Source organism: Paraburkholderia flagellata (genome assembly GCF_021390645.1).
Lineage (GTDB): Bacteria > Pseudomonadota > Gammaproteobacteria > Burkholderiales > Burkholderiaceae > Paraburkholderia > Paraburkholderia flagellata.
This window is the reverse complement of sequence record NZ_JAJEJT010000002.1, coordinates 302,413-325,804: the sequence shown is the minus strand read 5'-3', so window position 1 is coordinate 325,804 and position 23,392 is coordinate 302,413. Positions and strand designations below refer to the sequence as shown.

Genomic DNA, 23,392 nt, shown 5'->3' with positions numbered 1-23,392 from the left:
GATCACGGGTGCCAGAATGAGCGTTCCGCAACAAGCCTTCCTCCGTGACGCCATGCGGCGTCTGAACATGACCCGCGACGCATTCGCAAGCCGCATCGGCGTGTCGCGTCGTGCGCTCGACACCTGGCTGCTGCCCGAGGAGTCGCAGGAATCGCGCGCCATGCCGGAGATCGTCGAGCGCTTCGTTTCGGAAATCGTCGGCAATGGCGAGCCGCGCGAAGACTATACGCAAAGCGTAGATTCGCGCTCGCTCGCGAGCCATATGCAGTTCGAGGGCAAACCGCAGCTGCTTTCCGTGGACCAGTTCTCGCGCGACTCCGTTGAAGCCCTGTTCCGCGTGGCCGACATCATGCAGCCCATTGCGCGCCGCCGGAAAATCTCCCGCGTGCTCGAAGGCGCGGTGCTCGGCAACCTGTTCTTCGAAGCCAGCACGCGAACCCGCGTGAGCTTTGGCGCAGCGTTCTGCCGCCTGGGCGGTTCGGTGTGCGACACGACCGGCTTCACGTTCTCCTCGATGGCCAAGGGCGAATCGATCTACGACACGAGCCGCGTGATGGCCGGCTACGTGGATGCGATGGTGATTCGGCATCCTGATCAAGGCTCGGTGGCCGAATTCGCGCGTGCCGTGAATATTCCCGTGATCAATGGCGGCGACGGTCCCGGCGAGCACCCGAGCCAGGCGCTGCTCGACCTCTACACGATCCAGCGCGAGTTCTCGCGCCTCGGCAAGATCGTCGACGGCGCGCATATTGCGCTCGTGGGCGACCTGAAATACGGCCGCACGGTGCACTCGCTCGTGAAGCTGCTCGCACTGTATCGCGGCATCAAGTTCACGCTCATTTCGCCGCCGCAGCTCGAAATGCCGGCGTACATCGTCGACAAGATCTCGACCAACGGCCACGTCGTCGAGCAAACGCACGACCTGCGTGCAGGTCTGCGCGGCGCGGACGTCGTGTACGCCACGCGCATCCAGAAGGAGCGCTTCGCCGACGAGTCGTTCGAAGGCTACACGCCCGAATTCCAGATCAACCAGGCAACGATGGACGAGTGCTGCAGCGCCGAAACACTCGTGATGCACCCGCTGCCGCGCGACAGCCGCCCGGGCGCCAACGATCTCTCGACCGATCTGAACCACGATCCGCGCCTCGCGATCTTCCGCCAGACCGACAACGGCATTCCGGTGCGCATGGCGATCTTCGCGGTGCTGCTCGGCGTGGAGAATCTCGTGCAGCACTCGACGCGCGACGCAGTGTGGCGCCCGCCCGCATACCTCGGCCCGGACGACGCTGTGTTCCACGGCATCGACTAATTCTCGTTGAACTCGCAACGAAATCGGCCCGCAAGCGTCAGTCGCGCTTGCGGGCCGATTGGCTTATGGAGCGTTTGCGCGCTTTACGACGTGCACACCGCGACGCACGTCAGCCCCTCGGCCTTCTCCGCCGCGTCGATCGCGGTCTCCAGCGCATCGAACGCGTGGCGCTCCACTTCGATCGCATCGAGCGGCAACTGGCCCGACTGCACGAGCGCGATCAGCGCGCGGTAGTCCGCGCCGCTGTACATGAAGTGGCCGATCAACTCCCAATTGTTGATGAGCATCTCCCCGTACTTGATCGGCAGATCCACCTCCATGCTGCCCATCAGCACCATGCGGCCGTTGCGGCGCAGGCTGCGCAGCGCGCAGAGCGTGGCGCCCGGGTCGGTGGCGTGGCCGACCATGTCAAAGGCGAGATCGGCCCCGCCGTTCGCGGCGGCGCGAATGGCGTCCACGTCGCGCGCCATCTCGCCGCTGAGCGCCACGGTCACCACGCGGCCGCCGCCGAGCTTCGCGAGCGGCGCCAGCGCCGCCGCGCGCCGGCCGAGCGCCACGACACGGCCCGCGCCGAGTGCTAGCGCATCGAGCACGGCCGCCGAACCGAACGCACCGGCTGCTCCGTTCACCACGACGGTTTCGCCTGCCGAGAGCCGGCCGCGCCGCAGGCCGCCGAAGGGCACCACGAGCTTGCCGAGCGCCGCGAGGTGCGCCGAGGCCACGTGGTCGAGGCCGTCGAGCGGGAACACAGTCGAGGCGGGAAACTCGACCGCCTCGCGCAGCGTGCCGTGCGGGAAATCGCCGAGCATGGGCGCGCTGTCCGGGCTGATCGCGGTGAGCCCCAGCAGTGCCTGGGCGGGCTCGCGCAGCGCCTCGTCGGCGATCCAGTAGGGGCTCAGCGCCACGCGCTGGCCTACGCGATAGCCGTACACGCCTTCGCCGAGCGCGAGTACCCGGCCGATGCCGTTGGTCCCCGGCGAAAACGGCCCCTGCGGATAGCCGTACGGCAGCTTGCCCTGCACGTACTGGCGCGTGTAGCTCAGGAGCGGCACGGCCTCCACGCCCACCAGCAACGCGCCGCGGCGGGGTTCGGGTCGCGGAACGTCGCGCAGCGCGAGCGGCTGGCCGGGTTTATCGAGCATCCAGGCTTTCATGACATCTCCTAGTGGAAAGGGTTTTCACGGTTCATCTGACGGATTGAACTCTAGGCGAGCGAGACGTATTCTTGAAATCAATCGCCTACATTCCACCTATCACCGTGATTGATCTCTCCGGCATCGATCTGAACCTGCTCGTGTCGCTCGACGCCCTGCTCGTCGAATCGAACGTGACGCGCGCCGCCGCGCGGCTGAATCTCACGCAGCCGGCCGTTTCGGCGCAGCTCGCGCGGCTGCGCCAGCTCTTCGACGACCCGCTGCTCATTCCCGCCGCCAGTGGCCGCGGCATGACGCCCACGGCGCGCGCGCTCGAACTGATGGAGCCGCTGCATGCGGCGCTCAAGACGCTCGAAACCGTGGTGCGCCGCGAACCCGCGTTCGATCCGCTCACCGGCACGCGGCGCTTCGTGGTCGCCGCAAGCGACCAGTGCGTGGCCGTGCTGGGCCTGCCGCTGATGATCGAGTGGCCGCGGCTGGCCGGTCCTGGGCTGCAACTGGCGTTCATCGCCATTGAATCGGGTTCGCTCGCGGAGCGCTTCGAGCGCGGCGAGATCGATTTGCTGCTTGGCTCCGCGCAGCAGGTGCCACCAACGCTAAAGGCCAGAAAGCTCTACGACGAGCGCTTCGTCGTGGCTCAACGCAAAGGGCACCCGCGCGGCGCGGCCGCGTTCGACCTGGACGGCTATTGCGCGCTCGAGCACGTGCTCGTTTCGACCAGCGGTGCGAGCTTCTTCGGTTTCATGGACGAGCATCTCGAAGCGCTTGGCCGCCGCCGCCGCGTGGCGCACTCGGTTCAGCACTTCACGCTCGTGCCCGAGGTGCTCACGCGCACGGACTACGTGGCGACGCTGCCTTACCGGCTCATCGCACGCTACCAGGACCGCGTGGACCTTTTCGAGCTGCCGTTCGAGGCACGCGGCTTCTCGATGCATGCGGCATGGCATCCGCGTAATCACGCAGATCCCGCGCTCGTATGGCTGCGCGAGACGGTGGCTGCGATGACTACCGGCGACATGGTTAGCGATCCTCTTGATTGACGCTCACGCGCAATTCATCAGTCGATTGATTCGGTGAACGAGCAGGAAACGGTCCGCATGCGCGCCAGCTATACTGCACGAGACGTTCAAAAATAGCCGCGCCGCAACACAAAAGCGCGGTCCCCGCGCCGTTGTCCCATCGTCGTTTCCTGCTTGCCCGCCACTTGCGAAGCCATGCTGACCCCAGACGAAATCCGCGCGGTCCCGCTTTTTTCCACGCTCCCCGACGCCGAACTCGAGCGCCTCGCCCAAACCTCCGCGGATCTGCATCTGAATCCCGGCGAATACGCCGTGCATGAAGGCGGCGAGCGCGCGTTGTACGCCGTGCTGTCCGGCAAGATGGAGGTCGTGAAGCTGTTCGACGGCATCGAGCGCACGCTTGGATGGCGCTTACCCGGCACGATCTTCGGCGAAGTGCCGCTCGCGCTCAGTTCGCCCTTTCCGGGCGCGTATCGCGCGGCCCTTCCCTCGCGCGTCATGCGCGTGGACGCGCAGCACTACTACGCGCTCGCCGCCGCCTCTTCTGACGTCGCGACGCGCATGGGCGCGCTCGCACGCGAGCGCATAGGCGGCTTGCAGGGCCTCTCCGCGGAGCCGCCGAAAACGCGCGTCTCCCTCGTGGGCGCGCGCTGGGACCCGGCCTGCGCGAACCTGCGCCAGTTCCTCGCGCGCAACCAGATCAGCTGCGAGTGGATGACGCCCGATGCGCCCGAACTCAAAACGCGCTGGAGCGGGCCGTGCCCCGAAGAACAGGACTGTCCTGCGTTGCGCCTCGCCGATGGCACGCTGCTAAGCCGCCCCGCGACGCGCGAGGTCGCGGAGCGCCTCGGGCTGCAAACGCAACCGCGACTCACGGAATACGACACGTTGATCATCGGCGGCGGCCCGGCCGGGCTTGCCGCGGCCGTCTATGGTGCATCAGAAGGACTCCGTACCATCGTGGTGGAGCGTGAAGCACCGGGCGGCCAGGCTGGCACCTCATCGCGCATCGAAAATTATCTGGGCTTTCCTGGCGGCATTTCCGGCGACGAACTGGCGAGCCGCGCGCTGCAGCAGGCAAGGCGGCTCGGCGCGGAAATTCTCGTCACGCGCGCCGTTGCGCGTGTCGATACCGCCGCGCGCGAAGTCCATCTCGACGGCGGCGACATGGTGCGCGCGCACACGCTCATTCTCGCGACGGGCGTCACGTGGCGGCGCCTCGCGATCGAAGGCTTCGACCGCTTCATCGGCAAAGGCATTTATTACGGCGCGGCGCGCAGCGAAGCCAGCGGCACACACGGGCTCGACGTGTACCTGATCGGCGGCGGCAATTCGTCGGGACAGGCCGCGCTGTACTTCGCGAATCATGCGCGCGCCGTCACGCTCATCGTGCGCGGCGAATCACTCGAGAACAAGATGTCGCGCTATCTCGTCGAACAGCTGGCCGGGAAGGAGAATGTGCGCGTCGAACTGAATTCCGAAGTGGTCGGCGTGTACGGAGACACACATCTCGACGCCATCGACGTGCTCAATACGGCGAGTGACAGCGTGAGCCGCCGCGAATGCGGCGGCCTGTTCGTGTTCATCGGGGCTGACGCAGAAACGGGCTGGCTGCCGCCGGAGATCGCCTGCGACAAACGCGGCTACGTGCTGACCGGCGACGATGCCGTGAAAGCCGGGCGCTGGTCTCACCGGCGCGATCCTTACCTGCTCGAATCGAGCGTGCCCGGCGTCTTCGCCTGCGGCGACGTGCGGCTGAGCCCGGTCAAGCGCGTGGCTTCAGCCGTTGGTGAAGGCAGCATGGCGATCGCCTTCGTGCATCGTTACCTGCAGGAAGATCGCGCGTAGCGTTGCGCCAAACAACTCGACGCGCGCGAACTTTCAATCCGCTTCTTCCCGCTTGCTGCATTGCGTTTCTGTCCACTGCGCCAGCTTCGCGACGGGCTGGCGCCAGCCATGCGACAGCGTTGCGCCATCAAGGAATATGCAGCGAAAAATTCACATGCAAGCGCTTTACTTTCGTGTTCGAGAAGTGCAATTTGCAGTTCTGCGATGCGCGGCCAAGCGGCCGCGGCATCGGAATTGCTTCACGAAAGAGGCGCTCCGCTGCGCGACGAAACTCTGCGCAACTCCGCGCGGCCAGCGCTTGAAGTCCCGGTTTACGTTCTTTACGTTCCGTCTTCATCCTGGAGTCCGCTGATCGCCATGTCCAACGAACGTCCCCTCGATGCGCCGTGTGATTGCGACGACGCCTCCCAAGCCTCCCCCTCGCGCGCGCCAGCCGACGTCACGCGCCGCCGCTTCCTGCAATCGGCCGCCGCCGCTGCCGCGCTGAGCGCAACGCCTCATCTGCATGCGCAGAACGCGCCACCGGCCACCGCGCCGACTGAAGCACCGCCGCCCGCGCCCGCGCAACCGGTCAGGCTCGATATCAACGGCCGCGAATATGCGCTGCATATCGAACCACGCGTCACGCTGCTCGATGCGCTGCGCGACTACGCGGGTCTCACTGGCACGAAGAAAGGTTGCGACCGCGGCCAATGCGGCGCATGCACCGTGCTCGTGGAAGGACGGCGCATCAACAGTTGCCTCACGCTCGCGGTGATGCACGAAGGACAGCGCATCACCACGGTCGAAGGGCTCGCGGGCGCGGCCACGTTGAGCCCGGTGCAGCGTGCCTTTATCGAGCGCGACGCCTTCCAGTGCGGCTTCTGCACGCCGGGCCAGTTGTGTTCGGCAACGGCATGCCTGAGCGAATTCGCGGCGGGTGCCGCGAGCGCCGCCACGCCGGACGTGCGCACGCGCCCCGCGCAACTGAGCGACGCCGAAATACGCGAGCGCATGAGCGGCAACATCTGCCGCTGCGGCGCCTATGTCAACATCGTGGCCGCCGTGCGCGACGCGCACACGGCCAGCGCCTGAGTACAGAGGCACGAACATGGATGCCATCTCATACCAGCGCGCCCCCGACGTGAACGGCGCGATCGCCGCTGCGCAGCGGCCCGGAGCGATGTTCATCGGCGGCGGCACGAATCTCCTCGATCTCATGAAAGGCGGCGTCGCGCATCCGGTGACGCTCATCGACATCACGCGCATCGAAACGCTCGATCAAGTCGAAACGCTGCCCAACGGCGGCCTGCGCATTGGCGCGCTCGTGCGCAACAGCGACGCGGCCAATCACACGCTCGTGCGCACGCGCTACCCGCTGCTCTCGCAAGCGCTGCTCGCAGGCGCTTCGCCGCAACTGCGCAACATGGCGACGGTGGGCGGCAATCTCATGCAACGCACACGCTGTGCATACTTTTACGACACCGCTTTCACCCAATGCAACAAGCGCGCACCCGGCAGCGGCTGCGCGGCGACTGGCGGCTTCAATCGCATGCATGCGATCCTCGGCGCAAGCGCGCAATGCGTGGCCGTCAATCCATCCGATATGAGCGTCGCGCTCGCGGCGCTCGACGCGACCGTGCAGGTGAGCGGGCCGCGCGGGGCACGGTCGATTCCATTCGCGTCGTTTCATCGCTTGCCCGGCGATCGGCCCGATCTCGACACGATGCTTCAGTCAGGTGAACTGATCACCTCGGTCGACTTGCCGCCGCCCTTGTTCAGCGAGCACTCGCACTATCTGAAGGTGCGTGACCGCGCGAGCTATGCATTCGCGCTCGTATCAGTCGCGAGCGCGCTGCAACTCGACGGCCACCGCATACGCACGGCGCACATCGCGCTGGGCGGCGTCGCCCATCGGCCCTGGCGCGCGAGCGTGGCGGAGCAGCATCTCGCGGGAAAAACGCTCGATGAGTCGACGCTACGCGAAGCCGCAGCGGCGGAACTCGCGCAGGCGAAGCCGCTGAGCGGCAATGCCTTCAAGGTCGGGCTCGCGCAGCGCGCGATCATTCGCTCGACGATGCTTGCCGCCGCCGGCACGCAAGGTCAAAAAACCGGAGAGATCGCATGAGCACGCTGACCGGACAACCGATGGACCGCATCGACGGCATGCTCAAGGTCACGGGCGGCGCCCTCTATGCGAGCGATTTCCCCGAAACGCGGCTCGCCCATGCCGTGCTGGTCACCAGCACGATTGCGAGCGGTACGATCACATCGATCGACGCGAGCCGCGCGCAGTCCATGCCCGGCGTGCTGCTCGTCATGACGTACCAGAGCGCGATGCGCCTGCCCAACGGCGGGCGCTCGCCGCTCAAGCCGCCCGCTGGACGGCACCTCACGCTGCTGCAGGACAACGTCGTGCGCTACAGCAACGAGCCCGTCGCGGTCGTCGTGGCCGACACGCTCGAACACGCGACGGACGCCGCGCGTCACGTCAACATCGTTTACGCGCCGACGCAGGCCACGCTCGACTTCAACCGTGCGAAGGGCGACGCGCACGCGCCGCCAAGCCCGATGGGCCGCCCGGTCGAATCGACGCGCGGCGACGTCGAGGCCGGCATGAACGAGGGTCCGGTGCGCCTCGACGCGATCTACACGACGCCCACGCAGTTCCACAACCCGATGGAGCCGCACGCGACGATGGCCCGTTGGGACGGCCCCGACCTCACGCTCTACGACGCCACTCAGGGCGTGAGCGGCGCGCGCAACGCCGTAGCGGCCGTGTTCGGCATCGCGCCCGACAACGTGCGCGTGATCTCGCCGTTCCTCGGCGGCGGCTTCGGCTGCAAGGGGTCGTCGTGGTCGCACGTGAGCCTGTGCGCGATGGCCGCGAAGCAGACGGGGCGTCCCGTGCGCTTAGCGCTCGCGCGCCCGCAGATGTTCGGGCCGGTCGGCTCGCGCCCGCACACCGAGCAGCACCTCTCGCTCGCCGCGCGCGCGGACGGCACGCTCACGGGCTTGCGCCACGACACGCTCGCCCACACCTCCTCGTTCGAAGACTGGCTGGAGATGTGCGGCCTCGTCACGCGCATCATGTACGCGGTGCCCAATTGCAGCACGAGCCATCGTGTCGTACCCCTGAATGTCGGCACGCCGACATTCATGCGCGCGCCCGGTGAAACCACGGGCTCGTTCGCGCTCGAATCCGCCATGGACGAACTGGCGTGGCAACTGAAGATGGACCCGGTCGCGCTGCGCCTGAAGAACTATGCCGAAAGCGAACCGCAGGATGGCAAGCCGTGGTCGTCGAAAGCGCTGCGCCAATGTTATGAAACGGGCGCGCAACGCTTCAACTGGTCGCGGCGCATCGCCACGCCGCGCGCGATGCGCAACGGCAACACGCTCATCGGGCTTGGCATGGCAAGCGCGACGTACCCCGCGAATCGCAGCGAAGCCGCCGCCGTGGCGCGCATCCTGCCTGACGGCACCGCGATGGTCGCGTCGGGCACTCAGGACATCGGCACCGGCACCTACACGGTGATGACCCAGGTGGCCGCCGACGCCCTCGGCTTCCCGCCCAATCGCATCCGCTTTGCACTGGGCGATTCGACCTTGCCGCAAGCACCGGTTTCGGGCGGCTCGCAGTCGGCGGCAAGCGTCTCGCCCGCCGTGCAGGCCGCGTGCATAGCCGTGCGCGACAAGCTCGTCGCGCTAGCGCGCGCCGACCGCGGCTCGCCCGTCTACGGACTCGCCGCCGATGACGTGAGCGTGCAGGACGGCTGGATCGTGAGCCGCAGCGACAATTCGCGCCGCGATCCGGCCGCCGCCGTCATTGCACGCGCGGGCGGGCAGCCCGTCGAGGCGCAGATCGCGACCAGGCCTGGCGCGGAAAAGCAGCAGTATGCGTTTCACTCGTTCGGCGCGGTGTTCGCCGAAGTGCACGTCGATGCCGACACGGGAACGATACGCGTGGCGCACATCGTCGGCGCGTACGACGTGGGACGCGTGCTCAACGAAAAGACAGCGCGCAGCCAGCTGATGGGCGGCATGGTGTGGGGCGTGGGCACGGCCCTGCACGAAGAGGGGCTTTTCGACACGCGCATGGGCCGCATCGCGAACAACAATCTCGCGGAATATCACGTGCCCGTGAACGCGGACATCGGCGAACTGGACGTGCTGTTCGTGGGCGAGCCGGATCTGCGCTTCAATCCGCTCGGTGTGCGCGGCATCGGCGAGATCGGCATTACCGGCGTGCCGGCGGCCATTGCGAACGCCGTGTATCACGCCACCGGCGTGCGCGTGCGCGATTTGCCGATCACGCTCGACAAGGTCGTTCCGCAGATGAATTCGCTTGCGTGATCGGCACTGTGCGGCCTGCAGCGAGGTCCTGCACCCGCATAGTGCATGAACGGTCGATCCATGCAGCGCAAAGCCAGGCAAATAGCGCGCGCGGGGCTTGCCTCACGCGCGCTTGCGCCGCACAATCACTGCTCACCCTCTTCGCGGGCGTCCACACCCATGGCCTATGCTTCGTTCGCCACCGGCGTGTTGCTCGCCGCCGGCACTGGTTCGCGCTTCGATCCCAACGGTCTGCGCAACAAACTCCTCGCTCCCCTTCCGGAAGGCACGTGCGTCGCGCGCGAGTCCGCGCAACGGTTGCTGCGTGTCGTGCCCAGAGTGATCGCCGTGGTGCGTCCCGGGGCGGAAACGCTCGCGCATGTGCTCAACGACGCGGGCTGCGACGTGGTGTTCGCGCCAGACGCCGCGCGCGGCATGGGCGCGAGTCTCGCTGCCGGCGTGGAAACCGATCATGACGCGGAAAGCTGGATTGTCGCGCTGGCCGACATGCCCTGCATCGCCGTCGAATCGATCGAAGCCGTCGCGCGTGCGCTGGACGGCGGCGCATCGCTCGTCGCGCCGTTCTATCGAGGGCAGCGCGGACATCCGGTGGGCTTCGGCTACCCGCATCGCGAAGCGCTCGTCGCGCTCGATGGCGACACTGGCGCACGCTCGCTGCTGAACTCGCACCCGCTCACGCGTGTGGAAGTCAACGACCCCGGCATTCTGCGCGACGTCGACACGCCAGCCGACCTCAACGGGCTTTGATTCCGCGCTTCAACCCGCAGCGATTGTTCAATTGCGAGTGCCAGGCATGCAATCGATCGCCTAGGCTATAAGCTGACGCGCACTATCGAACCATAGGCGCGGCCACACGCTTTAGCGCAAGAGGACCTCGCGATGATCTGTTCGCACACGAATCCGCTTCCCGATCCGCTCGCCGATCCGACGCGCGACCCCGAACGCGACCCGCTCACCCCGCCGGCACCGGGCCATCACAACGACGAACCGCAACACCCCGAGGGGCCGCCGGACAAGGACCCCGTCTGATGGCACGCCCGGCCGCCACGGCCGGGCATCTCATCTCACGGCCGTAGCGGCGCCTGCGACGCCAGTTCGCAAGCGCCGCGGCCCCTCCTGCGCGCCCGCGTTCCTTCCGCCCCCAAATCCCAGCCTTTCGCAAAGCTTGCGCCTTCGACGGTCGATCCGTAGAATGCAAACGATTCCTATTTGCAATATTTTTCAAGATCGCCGTGAGCCCAATCGTGATCGCGTTCGCCCCCGCACGCCCGTCGGCGAGCCGAGGTTTCGCATGAGACCGCTGCTGGTCCGCCTGCACCGCTGGTTCGGTCTTGGCACCGCAGCCTTCCTGTTCCTCGCCGGACTCACCGGCGCGGTGATTGCGTGGGACCACGAACTCGACGCGCTGCTCAACCCATCGTTCTTCCGCAGCGCGACGCCGGGCACGCCGCTGCCCGCGCTCGAACTCGCGAAGCGCCTCGAGGCCGAGGAACCGCACGCGGTCGTGACCTTCATGCCGCTTTCCGTCGAGCCCGGCCATACCTGGATCGCGCTGGTGGCGCCGCGCCTCGATCCAAGGAGCCAGGCGCCCTATGCGCTCGACTTCAACCAGGTCGCGCTCGACCCCGTAACGGGCGAAGAACAAGGCCGCCGCATGTGGGGCAAGGCATCGCTTGCGCGCCAGAACCTGATCCCTTTCCTCTACCAGCTCCACTACACGCTATTCATGCCGACGAAGATGGGCATCGACTTCGGCGTATGGACGATGGGCGTGGTGGGGATCGTTTGGCTTCTCGACGGCTTCATAGCGATCGTGCTCGCGTTTCCGAGCCTGAAAAGCTGGCGCAAGTCGCTCGCGTTTCGCGTGAAGCGCGGCGGCTACGCGCTCACGTTCGACCTGCACCGCTCTGGCGGCGTATGGCTCTGGGGGCTCCTGATCGTGGTGGCCGTCACATCCATTTCGATGAACCTCGGCGCGCAGGTCGTGCGCCCTGTGGTGTCGGTTTTCTCGACGCTCGCGCCGGACCCCTTCCGCATCGTCGCGCCGGGCCCCGCGCTCACGCCTGCGCAAGCGTCGGCCGCGCGTGACCGGATCGTGGCCGAAGCCGCCGACGTGGGCCGCCGCGAAGGCATCGCCGCGCCGCCGGGCGGACTCTTCGGGCTGCCCACATCCGGCGTGTACGGCGTGGGCTACTACGCAGCGGGCAAGGATCATGGCGACGCGGGCCTCGCCAATGCCTGGCTCATGATCAACGCGCGCACGGGCGAAGTGCTCGGCAGGCAGATTCCCGGCAAAGGCAGCGCGGGCGACATCTTCATTCAGGCGCAGTTTCCGTTGCATTCGGGGCGCATTGCTGGCCTGCCGGGACGCATCGCCATCAGCTTTACCGGACTCGTCGTGGCGATACTCAGTGTGACCGGCGTGCTCATCTGGCTCAAGAAAGCGCGTGCGCGGCGCAAGCCCGCGAAACAAACCAGGACAGCCAGCACGATCGGCACGCGCGAGCGCGCCGCGAATTGACCCGCAGACGAACGCGCGTGACAAAAGAAAAGGCCTTGCAGCGAGTGATCGTTGCAAGGCCTTTTTCGTGGACGGGCTCGAAACAGCAAGCCCGTCATGCCTACTTTCAGCGCGTCACTTCATCGAATGCCGCAAGCAAGCGCGCGACATCGGCGGCGTGAATGTCGCCCATCGTCGAAATGCGGAACAGTTGCGCCGACAAGCCGCCCTGCCCCGCATAGATCACGAACCCGCGCGCCTTGAGCGCGTCATGCAGCAGCGGATAATCGACGCCCGCGGGCAAGCGGAACGCGCGCAGCACCACCGACGATTCGCCCTTTGGCAGCACGCTCTCCATGCCGCGCGCGGCTAGCCCTGCGCGCACCTGCTCCGAAAGCGCCGCATAGCGCGCGTGACGCGCCTGCCAGCCGCCTTCATCCGCGAGTTCGCGCAGCGCCTCGACGAGCGCGTAATACGCGTGCACGGAAGGCGTGAACGGCGTGTTGCGCTGATCCTGCAGCGTGGCAAGGCGCTTGAGGTCGAGATAGTACGTGCGGCTATGCGCCGCTTCGAGCGCGGCGCGGCGCACTACCACGAAGGCCGCGCCCGGCACGCCGTGCAGGCACTTGTTCGCCGTCGCGGCCACCGCCGCGATGCTGGCGTCGCCGAAATCGATCGCTTCGGCACCGAAGCTGCTTACGCCGTCCACGAGCATTTGCACGCCGCGTGCGCGGCACGCTTCGCCCAGCGCACGCAGATCGTTCAGCCGGCCGGTGGTCGTTTCGTGATGGATGATCGCAACGTGCGTGATCGCCTTGTCGGCGTCGAGCGCGGCCGTGATGCGCGCGAGGTCCGGCGCCTGCATCCAGTCGTGCTTTATGACCTCATGCGCGATGCCGTACTGCTTCGCGATCGCGGTGATGCGCTCGCCATATACGCCGTTTTCTACGATCAGCAGCTTGCCGTTCGCAGGCACGAGCGTCGAGATCATGCTTTCGACCGCAGCCGTGCCGGAGCCCGTCATGAGCACGGCCTGCCACTGCGCGGGGTCGAGATCGTAGACGCCCACGAGACGCGTGCGCGCCTCTTCCTGCACATCGAAAAACTCGCCTTCGCGATGGCACAGGTCTTCCTGAAGGAGGCTCTGGCGCACGCGTTCGGTCAGCGTGACCGGGCCGGGATTGAGCAGCAGCATCGGTAGTTCCTTATTGAGCGAGCGCGCCAATGTGGCGCATGAGGCGCGTCTTCACATCGGGCGGCGTGATCGTGGGGCGCGGCAGGCCGTCGGGCGTGCCGCGGCGAATCGTCAGGCGTACGAAGCGTGTGCCTTCGACACCCGAAGTGCCCTTCGCGCGCTCGCGCGCGGCGGCGAGCACGCCGTCGAGCGTGGCGAGATCGTCGCCTTCCACGGCGTGCGCGTAACCGCAAGCGGCGGCCACGTTTGCGAACGACACCTGCCCCGACACGGTGGCCTGGCCACCCGTCGAATCGTGCGCGCCGTTGTCGAGCAGCACGTGCGTGAGATTCGCGGGGCCATAGGCGCCGAGCGTGGCGAACACGCCCATGCGCATGAGCGCCGCGCCGTCGCCGTCGAGCGCAACCACGTTCAGGTCGGGCCGCGCAAGCGCGAGACCGAGCGCGAACGGCGTGACGCAGCCCATCGAGCCCACCATGTAGAGCTGGTTCGAGCGGTCGTCGAGCGCGTAGAGTTCGCGTCCGCAGAAACCTGTCGAGGCGACGACCACCGTCGACTCGGCAGGCGTCGCGGCGATCACGCGCTCTAGCGCCTGTGCACGCGTGGGCAGTTGATCAGGAGTCCGTCCGGTCCATTCGACCTGCGCGGCGCTCAGCGCGTGCTTTTCAGGCATCGCGCCGCTGCCCTTGAGTTCGTACGGCGCGACGCTGCCTTTTTGCATCACGAGCGCGTACGGGCGGCCCGTTTCGTCCATATGCTTGATGGCGCGATCGAGCGCCGCCGCGATCTGATCGGCTTGCGTGGGGAATGTCTCCCACGGAATTTCCATCGTTTCCAGCATCTGCGGCGTGACCGGGCCCATCAGCGCGTGCTGCGGCTCGTCGCTGACGCCCGGCTGGCCGCGCCACGTCACGATCAGCAATTGCGGCAGGCGGAACGTCCACGTGAGCGAAGTGAGCGGGCTGACGGCATTGCCGAGGCCCGAGTTCTGCATCATCGTGATGCCGCGCTTGCCCGCGAGCGCCACGCCCGCGATGACCGCGACCGCGTCGCCTTCGTTGGCCGCGCTCACGTAGTGCAGCGAGTCGTCTTGCAGCACATAGTTGATGAACGGCGTGAGGTACGAACACGGCACGCCCGCGTACCACTCGAAGCCGCGCGAACGCGCCGCTTCGACGAACTGTGCGGCTTCGATCATGCCTGGCCCTCCGCGCCGAGCGGCGTTTGCGCGTGCGCGAAATCTCCAGCGCGGCGGAAGTCTTCGAGGTCGTTCACGCCGCGCCAGTGGCCATGCACATATTGCACTTCGATTTTCTCGCCGTCTGCGATCAGCGCATTGAGCAGCGCGGGCATGTCGAGCGTGTCGAAGTCGGCGCGCGTTTGCAGTTGCGCGAGCTTCTTCGCGAGCTTCGCGCGGCCTGCGCCGCGCACGTTCACGAGACCGATCCAGCGGCCGTGCGCAGCCGCGCCGTTTGCGGCCGGTTCGCTCGCCACGCGCTCGAGGAACACTTTGTTGCCGAACAGATCGCGCTCGTCGGCGGCCGAGCACCATGCGAAGTCGCGCGTGCTGCTGTTCTCCGAGTCAGGCGACGAATCCACCACCACGCTGAAGTCCGCTTCGCTTTCCACGAGATCGCGCAGGATGTAGCTGCTGAACACGAGGTCGCCGTACGAGATCACCGTGTCGTTGTCGAGCGCGCCGACCGCGCACGCGAGCGACGCGAGTTCGTTCGTCTGCGCGAATCGCTCATTGCGCACGAGCTTGATCCCCGCCTTGTCGATGGCTTCGGCCTTGTAGCCGCCCACCACGGTGATGTCGTTGACCGACTGCTTCTTGAACGCATCGACGAGCCAGCGCAGGAGCGGCTTGCCCGCCACGGGCAGCATGACCTTGGGCTTGTCTTCCGTGTAAGCGTCGAGGCCCGAGCCGCGGCTCGCGGCCAGCACGATCGCGGAGCCCGCGCCGCGCGACGAAGCGGAGAGGTAGCGGTCCTCGGCTTCGGAGTATTCGTCGGCGTCCTGCAGGCGGAAAATTTCGTTGACCGCAGCAATACGGTCTTCGACATCGACGAGCGTCTGCGTTTCGTAAATCGTCCTGGTCACGGCCTGCATGGCCGAAACGGCCGCGCGGATCTGATGGTTCGCCCAGATCACCGTGCTGATGCCCGCCTTGCGGAACACGTCGGTCGGCGTGCTGTAGTACTTGGTCGGCACGATCACGAGCGGGCCGCGGCCCGCCCACTCGCGCGCGAACGTGAGGATCTCATCGGGCTTGGAGAGCTTGCTGTGGATGAGGATCGCGTCCGCGCCCGCCAGGCGATAGGCCTCGGCACGCTTGAGCGCTTCGTCCATGCCCCAGCCCGCGATCAGCGCCTCGACGCGCGCGACGATCGAGAAGTGCTCGTCGGTCTGCGAGTCCTTGCCCGCCTTGATCTTGCCGCAGAACTCGTCGATGTCTGCAAGCGGCTGCGCCTCGCCATTGATGAAGCTGTTGGTCTTCGGGAACTGCTTGTCTTCGATGCACACGCCCGCAATGCCGCGCTGCTCCAGCTTGCGCACGAGACGGCGCACGTTGTTGAAGTTGCCGTAGCCGGTGTCGCCGTCGAGCAGGATGGGCAGGTCGCTCGCGTCGGCCATGAACTCGAGGTTGTCGACCACCTGGGTCCAGCTCGCTTCGTTGTTGTCGCGCACGCCGAACTGCGCGGAGATCGAGAGGCCCGAGCCCCAGATCGCCTTGAAGCCCGCCTCGCGCGCAATGCGTGCGGAAAGGCCGTTGTGCGCTTCCATCAGGAATTCGAGTTCGTTGCTGGTCAGCATCTGGCGCAGCCGTGCGCTGCGCGATGTGGCATTGGCGGCGGGGACCAGGGCGGGTTCGCGTGCGTTCATTCTTGTTACTCCAGTGGACGTCATGAGGGCGGCAGCGGGGGCTGCGCCGTGCGCGTCGCATCGTTGGGAAAAGTCTTCGTCCCCGGCGTCATCGCAGGCCTCGAAATCAGGCCGGCCGGGAGCAAAGTCGCGACTATATCGGAAATGATTCCTATCCGCAGTCGATCGACGCAAAGAGTGGCAAATCATGGAGTTACAGTGAAATTTGTGGCTTTTATCGGCGTTTTCGCGGGGGGGTTTCAGCGCTCCGTCATATGAGCCAGATCAAAGGTCTTTGTTTTGTATGAAGAAACGCTGCCTAAGCAGGGTTCCCCCTGGGTCTCGCGCACGTTTGCGTGGGCCGTAAACACACTCTGGCGGCAACGTATCGCCAGTCGTACCGCTCCTGCCCTGTGGAATACCTGACCGACCATGCAGAACATGACCCTGAACAAGAAGCTCCGCTCGATGATCGTGATCCTCTGGATCGGCCTGCTGTTGATCGTCGCCTTTGGCGCCTGGCAAAGCCGCGAGTCGATGATTCGCGAGCGGCGCGCGCAGCTCACCACGCTCGTCGAAGAAGCGATGAGCGTCGCGAACTATTACTACGGCCTCTCGCAACGCAACGCCCTGCCCGAAGCCGACGCGCAGAAGCAGGCGCTCGCCGTGATCGGCTCGATCCGCTACGGCGCGGACGGCTATCTGAGCATCAACGACTCGAATGCGGTCATGCTGATGCACCCGATCAAGCCCGAGCTGAACGGCAAGAAGCTCTCGGACTTCACCGACCCCGCGGGCACTCACGTATTCACCGAACTCGTGAACGCGGCGAGCGGGCCGAACGGCGGCTTTCTCGACTACCTGTGGGCCAAGCCCGGCCATAGCGAGCCGGTGCCCAAGACGAGCTACGGCCGCCGCTTCGCACCGTGGGACTGGGTGATCGTGACGGGCATGTACATGGACGACGTGCGCGCCGAGTTCTACGGCAGCCTGCTGCGCTGGCTCGGCGTCACCTTCCTGCTGGGGGCCGCCTCCACCGCCGTGATGGTGCTCGTCGTGCGCAGCGTGCGCAGCAGCATCGGCGGCGAGCTGGAAGGCGCGGTGGACGCGGCCAACCGCATCGCCGAGGGCGATCTCACCCTGCGCCTGCACGTGCAGGGCACGAACGAGACCAGCCTGATGCGTGCGCTCGCAACGATGCAGACGGCGCTCGTGCAAACCGTCTCGCGCGTGCGCAGCGGCGCGGAAAACATCAACGTGGGCGCGAACGAGATTGCGGCGGGCAACACGGATCTCTCGCAGCGCACCGAGGAACAGGCGGCGGCGCTCGTGCAGACCGCATCGAGCATGGATCAGATGACGGCGAATGTGCGCCAGAGCGCGGATAGCGCCCAGCATGCGGCGTCGCTCGCGAGCCAGGCCGCCGACGTCGCCACGCGCGGCAGCGCCGTGGTCGACGACGTGGTGCGCACCATGGGCGACATCACGACGAGTTCACAGCAGATTGGCGACATCATCGGCGTGATCGACGGCATTGCGTTCCAGACCAACATCCTCGCCTTGAACGCGGCCGTGGAAGCGGCGCGCGCGGGCGAGCAGGGCCGTGGCTTCGCGGTCGTGGCTGCCGAAGTGCGCAGCCTCGCGCAGCGCTCCGCCACCGCCGCCAAGGAGATCAAGGCGCTGATCGAAAAGTCGACGGGCACAGTGACCGAAGGCCAGCATCTCGTGACCAACGCCGGCGCGACGATGACCGAGATCGTGCAGTCGGTGCGACGCGTGCACGAGATCCTCGAAGAGATCAGCAACGCTTCGCGCGAGCAGAGTGCCGGCATCGAGCAGGTCAACCGCGCAGTGGGCGAGATGGATCAGGTGACGCAGCAGAATGCGGCGCTCGTCGAAGAGGCCGCCGCCGCCGCCCATTCGCTCAAGGATCAGGTGAGCGTGCTGCGCGAATCGATCGCGAGCTTCCGCTTGCCGGCGCACGCTTAAACGGGTCTGCGCACCGCGGCGCGACTTCGCCGCCGGTGCCTCCCGCCTTTCACCGGGCCGCATTCGCGGCCCGGTTCGGTTTACGCCCCTCCCACTTCCCCGCACCGTTCGCGCCGCATGACGGCGCGCAACACGCACCCGATCGTCTCGCGGCCGTGCGCACCTTTCATTTCAATTAAATTACATCATGTTTACAATATAGTTCTGCCAAGCCACCCCGCCTTGCCGATGATCCGTTCCAGGAAACCGCCACGCGACCCGCACGCGACCGCGACCCGTCACCCGATGCTCGCGCCGCGCCTGCCCGCGTGGCGCTCGAAGTTCATCGTGTTCATCACGTTCGCCGCCTTCGCGGCGCTGGCGGGGCGCGCGTTCTGGATTCAGATCGCCAATCACGGCTTCTACGTGAAGCAGGGCCAAAAGCGCTACCAGCGCACGCTGGAACTCGACGCCATGCGCGGGCGCATCGTCGATCGCAACGGCGCGCTGCTGGCCGTGAGCCTCGCCACGTTCGAAGTCTGGGTGAATCCGCGCCTGCTCGACGCCGCAGCGCACGCGCCGCTCGCGCGCGTGCTCGACATGCCGCTCGCGGAACTGGACCGGCGCGTTGCCGGCGACCGCTCCTTCGTGCTGCTCAAACGCCAGGTGGACGCCAACACCGCCGAGCACATCGACGAGATGGGCATGGGCGGCATCACGCTGATCGCCGACTCGAAGCGCTATTACCCCGAAGGCGAATCGGCCGCGCACGTGGTGGGCTTCACCGACATCGAAGACGCCGGCCAGGAAGGCGTCGAGCTTGCCGCGAACACGCGACTGCGCGGCACGCCGGGCCAGCGCGAGGTGATCCGCGACCGGCTCGGGCGCGTCGTTTCCGAGCCGAGCGAGCGCGTGCAGCCGCGCAACGGCGAGACCGTGCAGCTCACCATCGACCGCCGCGTCCAGCAGCTCGCGTACACGCAGCTCAAGGCTGCGGTGGCAAAAAACCATGCGGAAGCGGGCAGCGTCGTCGTGCTCGACGCGCAGAACGGCGAGATCCTCGCGCTCGCGAACTGGCCGTCGTTCGACCCGAACGACCGCGCGCGTCTCACGGGCAAGCAGTTGCGCAACCGCGCCGTGGTCGACACGTTCGAGCCCGGCTCGACGATCAAGCCCGTGGTCGTTTCGCTTGCCATGGACCTGCGCAAGGTCAACGCAAACACGCTCATCGACACCTCGCCGGGCACCTACCGCATCGGCCCCGCGACGATCCACGACACGTCCAATCATGGCCGCATGACCGTGGCCGAAGCGATCCAGAAGTCGAGCAACATCGCGCTCGCCAAGCTCGCGCTGAATCTCCCCGCGCAAACCATCTGGGACAAGTATCAGGAGTACGGCCTCGGGCAGAAGCCCGGCGTCACGTTCCCGGGCGTAGCGCCTGGCCGCGTGCGGCCGTGGGCGCGCTGGCGCCCCATCGAGCAGGCGACGATGGCGTATGGCTACGGCCTTTCCACTTCGCTCCTGCAGATGGCGCAGATCTACACGGCCTACGCCGGCGACGGCACGCTGCATCCGGTTACGCTGCTGCGCGATCCGTCAGGCGGCGCGAACAGTTCAACTGCGCTGGCGACGCGTGCCGTGACGACACCGGCCACGGCCGCCGCGATGCGCAAGATGCTGGAAATGGCGACGAGCGACGGCGGCACGGGGCGCGCCGCGAATGTGGATGGCTATCGGGTGGGCGGCAAGACGGGCACCGCACGCAAGCAGATCGGCGCGGGCTACGCGAAGAACCGCTATCGCGCGCTCTTCGTGGGCATGGCGCCGATGAGCGCGCCGCGCGTGATCGTCGCGGTGATGATCGACGATCCGGCGGGCAAGGCGTTCTATGGCGGCACGGTCGCGGGGCCGGTGTTCTCTGGCGTGACGGCCGGCACGCTCCAGTTGCTCGGCGTGCCGCCCGATGTCGCGGCCGCACCCGAGAGTCCCAAGGGCACCAAGGTCAGCTCAGGGCGCGGTTAGCGTCGCAATCAATGGTGCCGGTAAGCGGGCGGCGGCTCGCTGCCCGACACGGCGGCGGGCGCGCCCGCTTCGCCGTTCTGCGCGGGCGGCGCGCCGTAACCCGACTGCGCGACCTGCTCCTGCGCCACGCGCGCTTCGTTGGCGCGCTTTTCGGCAAGCCTGTGCATGGCTCTCTGCACATCTTCCGGATACGTGACGTCGTTCGCCGAAGCCGGGTTGTACCCCACTGACTCCAGATCAACCAATTCCTGAAGCACCTGGGCGCGCGTCACAGGGCCGTTTTGCGCGCTATCGGCCTGCGCAAACGACACCGCCGGAACAATCGCCATCATCGAAACCAGCGCCGCGCGCAGCATTGCGTTTTTCACCATGCTCTCCGTTTGAACTCGATGGGCAAAGTCTACGCAGCGCGCTCACCCATAAAAACCGGCTCGCGGCGGAGAGAGTCTTCTATTCCTCGCAAGATTGATAAGGACTTCTGCGGTACTCAAATCTGGTCGCGGCCAAACGCGCGCAGCCCGTCGAGATCGAGCACGTCCACGCGGTTATAGGAGAGCGCGACGAGCCCCTGGCGCTCGAGCGTCTGCAGGGCCTGGTTGATCCGTTGCCTCGACGCACCCGCCAGCATGCCGATCTCCTCCTGCGAGATGTCGAGCGCACGCCCCGTCTCGGGGTAGAGATCGGGATTGAACATCTGCGCGAGCGACTGCGCGACGCGCGCATCCACGTCGAGCAAGCGGCTGTTCTGGATCAGCGCGATGAACTCGCCCATGCGGTTGTTGAGCTGATGGATCACGAAGCGGTTGAACGGCAGGCTGCTGTCCATGAGCCGGTGGAACGTCCCGGTGGCGACGGCCATGACGAGCGACGGCTGCAGCGCGATCACGTCGTACTTGCGCGGCTCGCGCTTGATGACGCTCCCCTCACCGAACCAGCCGCCGTGCGGCACACCCGAAAACGTGCAGCCGCGCCCCGAAGCATTGAAGATCGCCAGCTTCACGAGGCCCGAACTCACGCCGAGCCACCAGTCGGAGGGGGCTTCGCGCGCGGCGACGATCGCGCCCGCGGCATAGCCCTGCGCATGCGAGGACGCCAGCACCCACTCGCGATGCTCGGGCGCAAGCGCGCGAAACCACACGCAGCGCTCGAACAGCGAGGTCAGGCGCGCGAGGTTTGCTGCGTCGATGCGCTCGCCTTCGTTCCACGAATCGCGGGCAGGCGGGGTCCCGTCCGGGGGCATAATGGATTGCGACATCGCGCTTTCCTTGGGTTTAGTCAATCTTTGGGCCGATCTTGCCGAGCGGATCGTGCGTCGCGGCCCGCTCTGTCGCGCCGGCGACAGACTGGCGTGCGCGGCCCTGCTACGGTAGCGCGAATCATACCGACAAACCTGCGACCGACCGCGGCACGGCTCTGAGCCGGCATCGGCGATCGACACCGGAGACACCGCCATGTTGCACCCGTACGAAGAAGGGCTCGCGCAACGCGAAGCCAACTATGTGCCGCTCACGCCGATCGATTTCATCGCCCGCGCGGCCGAAGTCTACGGCGATCGTCTCGCCGTCGTCCATGGCGACATCCGCCGCACCTGGCGCGAGACTTATGCACGCACGCGGCGGCTCGCGAGCGCGCTCGAACGGGCGGGCATCGGCCGCAGCGACACGGTGGCGGCGCTGCTGCCCAACATTCCTGCGATGGTCGAGGCGCACTTCGGCGTGCCCATGCTCGGCGCGGTGCTCAACACGCTCAACACGCGGCTCGATGTCGCCACCATGCTGTTCATGCTGCGCCATGGCGAAGCGAAGGCATTGATCGTCGATACCGAATTCGCGGCGCTCGCGCAGCGCGCGGCGCTCGAATTCCCCAGCCTCAAGATCATCAGCGTGGCCGACATCGCGGCCGCCGACCCCGAATTCTTCCCGCGCGCAACCGACTACGAGGCGTTCCTCGAGCAGGGCGATCCCGAGTTCGCCTGGGCGCCGCCGCGCGACGAATGGGACGCCATTGCGCTGAACTACACCTCGGGCACGACGGGCGACCCCAAGGGCGTCGTGTATCACCATCGCGGCGCGTACCTCAACGCGGTGAGCAACATCCTCGAATGGGACATGCCCAAGCACGCCGTGTACCTCTGGACGCTGCCGCTCTTTCACTGCAACGGCTGGTGCTTTGCGTGGACCGTCGCTGCGCGAGCGGGCGTCAATGTGTGCCTGCGCAAGTTCGACGCGAAGCTCGTGTTCGACCTCATTCGCAGCGAGCGCGTCACGCACTATTGCGGCGCGCCCATCGTGCAGGGCGCGCTCGCCGACGCCCCCGCCGAGTATCGCGAGGGCATCACGCACACCGTGCGCACGATGGTCGCCGGCGCGCCGCCCGCGCCGGCCGTGATCGCGAAGATGAAGACGATCGGCATCGAGCTTACGCATGTCTATGGCCTGACCGAGGTGTACGGCCCCGCCGCCGTGTGTGCGGTGCAGGAGCGCTGGCAGACGCTGCCCGAAGAGGAACAGTCGCGCCTCGCCGCTCGCCAGGGCGTGCGCTATCACCTGCAAAGCGGTGTGAGCGTGCGCAATGGGCAGACGATGGAGCCCGTGCCCTCCGACGGCGAAACGCTCGGCGAGATCATGTTCCGCGGCAACATCTGCATGAAGGGCTATTTGAAGAACGAGCGCGCGACCGAAGAGGCGTTCCGCGGCGGATGGTTCCATACGGGCGACCTCGGCGTGATGACGCCCGACGGCTACGTGCGCATTACCGACCGCAGCAAGGACATCATCATCTCGGGCGGGGAGAACATCTCTAGCATCGAAGTCGAGGACACGCTGTATCGCCACCCGGCCGTCGCGCTCGCCGCCGTCGTGGCGATGCCCGACCCGAAGTGGGGAGAAGTGCCGTGTGCGTTCGTCGAACTGCGGCCCGGCGCGAGCGCCACGGCCGAGGAAATCATCGCGCACTGCCGGCTCTTTCTCGCGCACTTCAAGGTGCCGCGCGCCGTGCGATTCGGCGAACTGCCGCGCACAGCCACGGGCAAGATCCAGAAATATGAGTTGCGCGCGCAACTAGGCTCGCAAAGCGCAATCGATCTGTCTGGCGCACAAACAGGCACGCCAGGCGCGACAACCCCTCGGTAAGAACGACACCGGAACCCGCTGACCGGTACAGGTGACGCATTCG

General features: G+C 66.7%; 19 protein-coding genes. 12 read left to right on the top strand and 7 right to left on the bottom strand.

Going from position 1 to position 23,392, the window contains the following annotated elements; genetic code table 11:
• The first annotated feature begins 16 nt into the window (after nt 1-16).
• A complete protein-coding gene (locus L0U83_RS15855; RefSeq protein WP_233884525.1) occupies nt 17-1,309 on the top strand; it encodes an aspartate carbamoyltransferase in 1,293 nt (430 codons plus the stop codon).
• Between the two features lie 83 nt (nt 1,310-1,392).
• Here L0U83_RS15855 and L0U83_RS15850 read toward each other — a convergent pair whose 3' ends face one another.
• Nucleotides 1,393-2,463, bottom strand: coding sequence for a zinc-binding dehydrogenase (locus L0U83_RS15850; RefSeq protein ID WP_233884523.1), 1,071 nt, complete (start codon nt 2,461-2,463; stop codon nt 1,393-1,395).
• A 71-nt stretch (nt 2,464-2,534) separates the two neighbouring features.
• Here L0U83_RS15850 and L0U83_RS15845 point away from each other — a divergent pair, with 71 nt between their 5' ends.
• Both L0U83_RS15845 and L0U83_RS15840 read left to right on the top strand, forming a co-directional pair.
• Entirely contained in the window at nt 2,535-3,503 is a 969-nt protein-coding gene (locus tag L0U83_RS15845; protein WP_233884522.1) for a LysR family transcriptional regulator, read from the top strand.
• Between the two features lie 174 nt (nt 3,504-3,677).
• On the top strand, nt 3,678-5,330 hold the full coding sequence (locus tag L0U83_RS15840) for an FAD-dependent oxidoreductase (RefSeq protein ID WP_233884521.1): 1,653 nt from the start codon (nt 3,678-3,680) through the stop codon (nt 5,328-5,330).
• A gap of 127 nt (nt 5,331-5,457) precedes the next feature.
• On the opposite strand, the gene L0U83_RS15835 is transcribed toward L0U83_RS15840, so the two are convergent.
• Entirely contained in the window at nt 5,458-5,667 is a 210-nt protein-coding gene (locus L0U83_RS15835) for a hypothetical protein (protein WP_233884520.1), read from the bottom strand.
• Between the two features lie 20 nt (nt 5,668-5,687).
• On the opposite strand from L0U83_RS15835, the gene L0U83_RS15830 reads away from it, so the two are divergent.
• The 6 genes from L0U83_RS15830 to L0U83_RS15805 all read left to right on the top strand — a co-directional run bounded on the left by L0U83_RS15830 (nt 5,688) and on the right by L0U83_RS15805 (nt 12,186).
• Nucleotides 5,688-6,404 (top strand): (2Fe-2S)-binding protein, encoded by a 717-nt coding sequence (locus L0U83_RS15830; RefSeq protein ID WP_233884519.1) that lies wholly within the window; start codon nt 5,688-5,690, stop codon nt 6,402-6,404.
• Nucleotides 6,405-6,420: 16 nt separating this feature from the next.
• On the top strand, nt 6,421-7,437 hold the full coding sequence (locus L0U83_RS15825) for an FAD binding domain-containing protein (protein ID WP_233884518.1): 1,017 nt from the start codon (nt 6,421-6,423) through the stop codon (nt 7,435-7,437).
• Nucleotides 7,434-9,665, top strand: a complete 2,232-nt coding sequence (locus L0U83_RS15820; protein WP_233884516.1) for a xanthine dehydrogenase family protein molybdopterin-binding subunit — start codon at nt 7,434-7,436, stop codon at nt 9,663-9,665. Before L0U83_RS15825 ends, L0U83_RS15820 begins: the two co-directional genes overlap by 4 nt.
• A gap of 159 nt (nt 9,666-9,824) precedes the next feature.
• Nucleotides 9,825-10,412: a nucleotidyltransferase family protein gene (locus L0U83_RS15815; protein WP_233884515.1), complete on the top strand. Its 588-nt coding sequence runs from the start codon at nt 9,825-9,827 to the stop codon at nt 10,410-10,412.
• A gap of 132 nt (nt 10,413-10,544) precedes the next feature.
• A complete protein-coding gene (locus tag L0U83_RS15810) occupies nt 10,545-10,694 on the top strand; it encodes a hypothetical protein (RefSeq protein WP_233884514.1) in 150 nt (49 codons plus the stop codon).
• A gap of 262 nt (nt 10,695-10,956) precedes the next feature.
• Nucleotides 10,957-12,186 carry a PepSY-associated TM helix domain-containing protein gene (locus L0U83_RS15805; protein WP_233884513.1) on the top strand — a complete coding sequence of 410 codons (1,230 nt, stop codon included), beginning with the start codon at nt 10,957-10,959 and terminating at the stop codon, nt 12,184-12,186.
• A 106-nt stretch (nt 12,187-12,292) separates the two neighbouring features.
• Here L0U83_RS15805 and L0U83_RS15800 read toward each other — a convergent pair whose 3' ends face one another.
• From L0U83_RS15800 to aepX, 3 genes are read right to left on the bottom strand one after another with little or no spacing between them, the layout of a single operon-like run.
• Nucleotides 12,293-13,360 carry a 2-aminoethylphosphonate aminotransferase gene (locus L0U83_RS15800; RefSeq protein WP_233884511.1) on the bottom strand — a complete coding sequence of 356 codons (1,068 nt, stop codon included), beginning with the start codon at nt 13,358-13,360 and terminating at the stop codon, nt 12,293-12,295.
• A gap of 10 nt (nt 13,361-13,370) precedes the next feature.
• On the bottom strand, nt 13,371-14,558 hold the full coding sequence (gene aepY, locus L0U83_RS15795) for a phosphonopyruvate decarboxylase (protein WP_233884508.1): 1,188 nt from the start codon (nt 14,556-14,558) through the stop codon (nt 13,371-13,373).
• Nucleotides 14,555-16,246 (bottom strand): phosphoenolpyruvate mutase, encoded by a 1,692-nt coding sequence (aepX, locus tag L0U83_RS15790; RefSeq protein ID WP_233884507.1) that lies wholly within the window; start codon nt 16,244-16,246, stop codon nt 14,555-14,557. Before aepX ends, aepY begins: the two co-directional genes overlap by 4 nt.
• Nucleotides 16,247-16,666: 420 nt before the next feature.
• Here aepX and L0U83_RS15785 point away from each other — a divergent pair, with 420 nt between their 5' ends.
• Both L0U83_RS15785 and L0U83_RS15780 read left to right on the top strand, forming a co-directional pair.
• The gene (locus tag L0U83_RS15785) at nt 16,667-18,214 is read left to right on the top strand and encodes a methyl-accepting chemotaxis protein (protein WP_233886533.1); all 1,548 of its coding nucleotides are present in this window, start codon (nt 16,667-16,669) and stop codon (nt 18,212-18,214) included.
• Nucleotides 18,215-18,442: 228 nt separating this feature from the next.
• Nucleotides 18,443-20,218: a peptidoglycan D,D-transpeptidase FtsI family protein gene (locus L0U83_RS15780; RefSeq protein ID WP_233884506.1), complete on the top strand. Its 1,776-nt coding sequence runs from the start codon at nt 18,443-18,445 to the stop codon at nt 20,216-20,218.
• An 8-nt stretch (nt 20,219-20,226) separates the two neighbouring features.
• On the opposite strand, the gene L0U83_RS15775 is transcribed toward L0U83_RS15780, so the two are convergent.
• The gene (locus L0U83_RS15775; RefSeq protein WP_233884505.1) at nt 20,227-20,589 is read right to left on the bottom strand and encodes a DUF4148 domain-containing protein; all 363 of its coding nucleotides are present in this window, start codon (nt 20,587-20,589) and stop codon (nt 20,227-20,229) included.
• A 116-nt stretch (nt 20,590-20,705) separates the two neighbouring features.
• Nucleotides 20,706-21,473: a Crp/Fnr family transcriptional regulator gene (locus tag L0U83_RS15770; protein ID WP_373321055.1), complete on the bottom strand. Its 768-nt coding sequence runs from the start codon at nt 21,471-21,473 to the stop codon at nt 20,706-20,708.
• A 196-nt stretch (nt 21,474-21,669) separates the two neighbouring features.
• Here L0U83_RS15770 and L0U83_RS15765 point away from each other — a divergent pair, with 196 nt between their 5' ends.
• Nucleotides 21,670-23,349 carry an acyl-CoA synthetase gene (locus tag L0U83_RS15765; RefSeq protein WP_233884504.1) on the top strand — a complete coding sequence of 560 codons (1,680 nt, stop codon included), beginning with the start codon at nt 21,670-21,672 and terminating at the stop codon, nt 23,347-23,349.
• Nucleotides 23,350-23,392 lie beyond the last annotated feature (43 nt).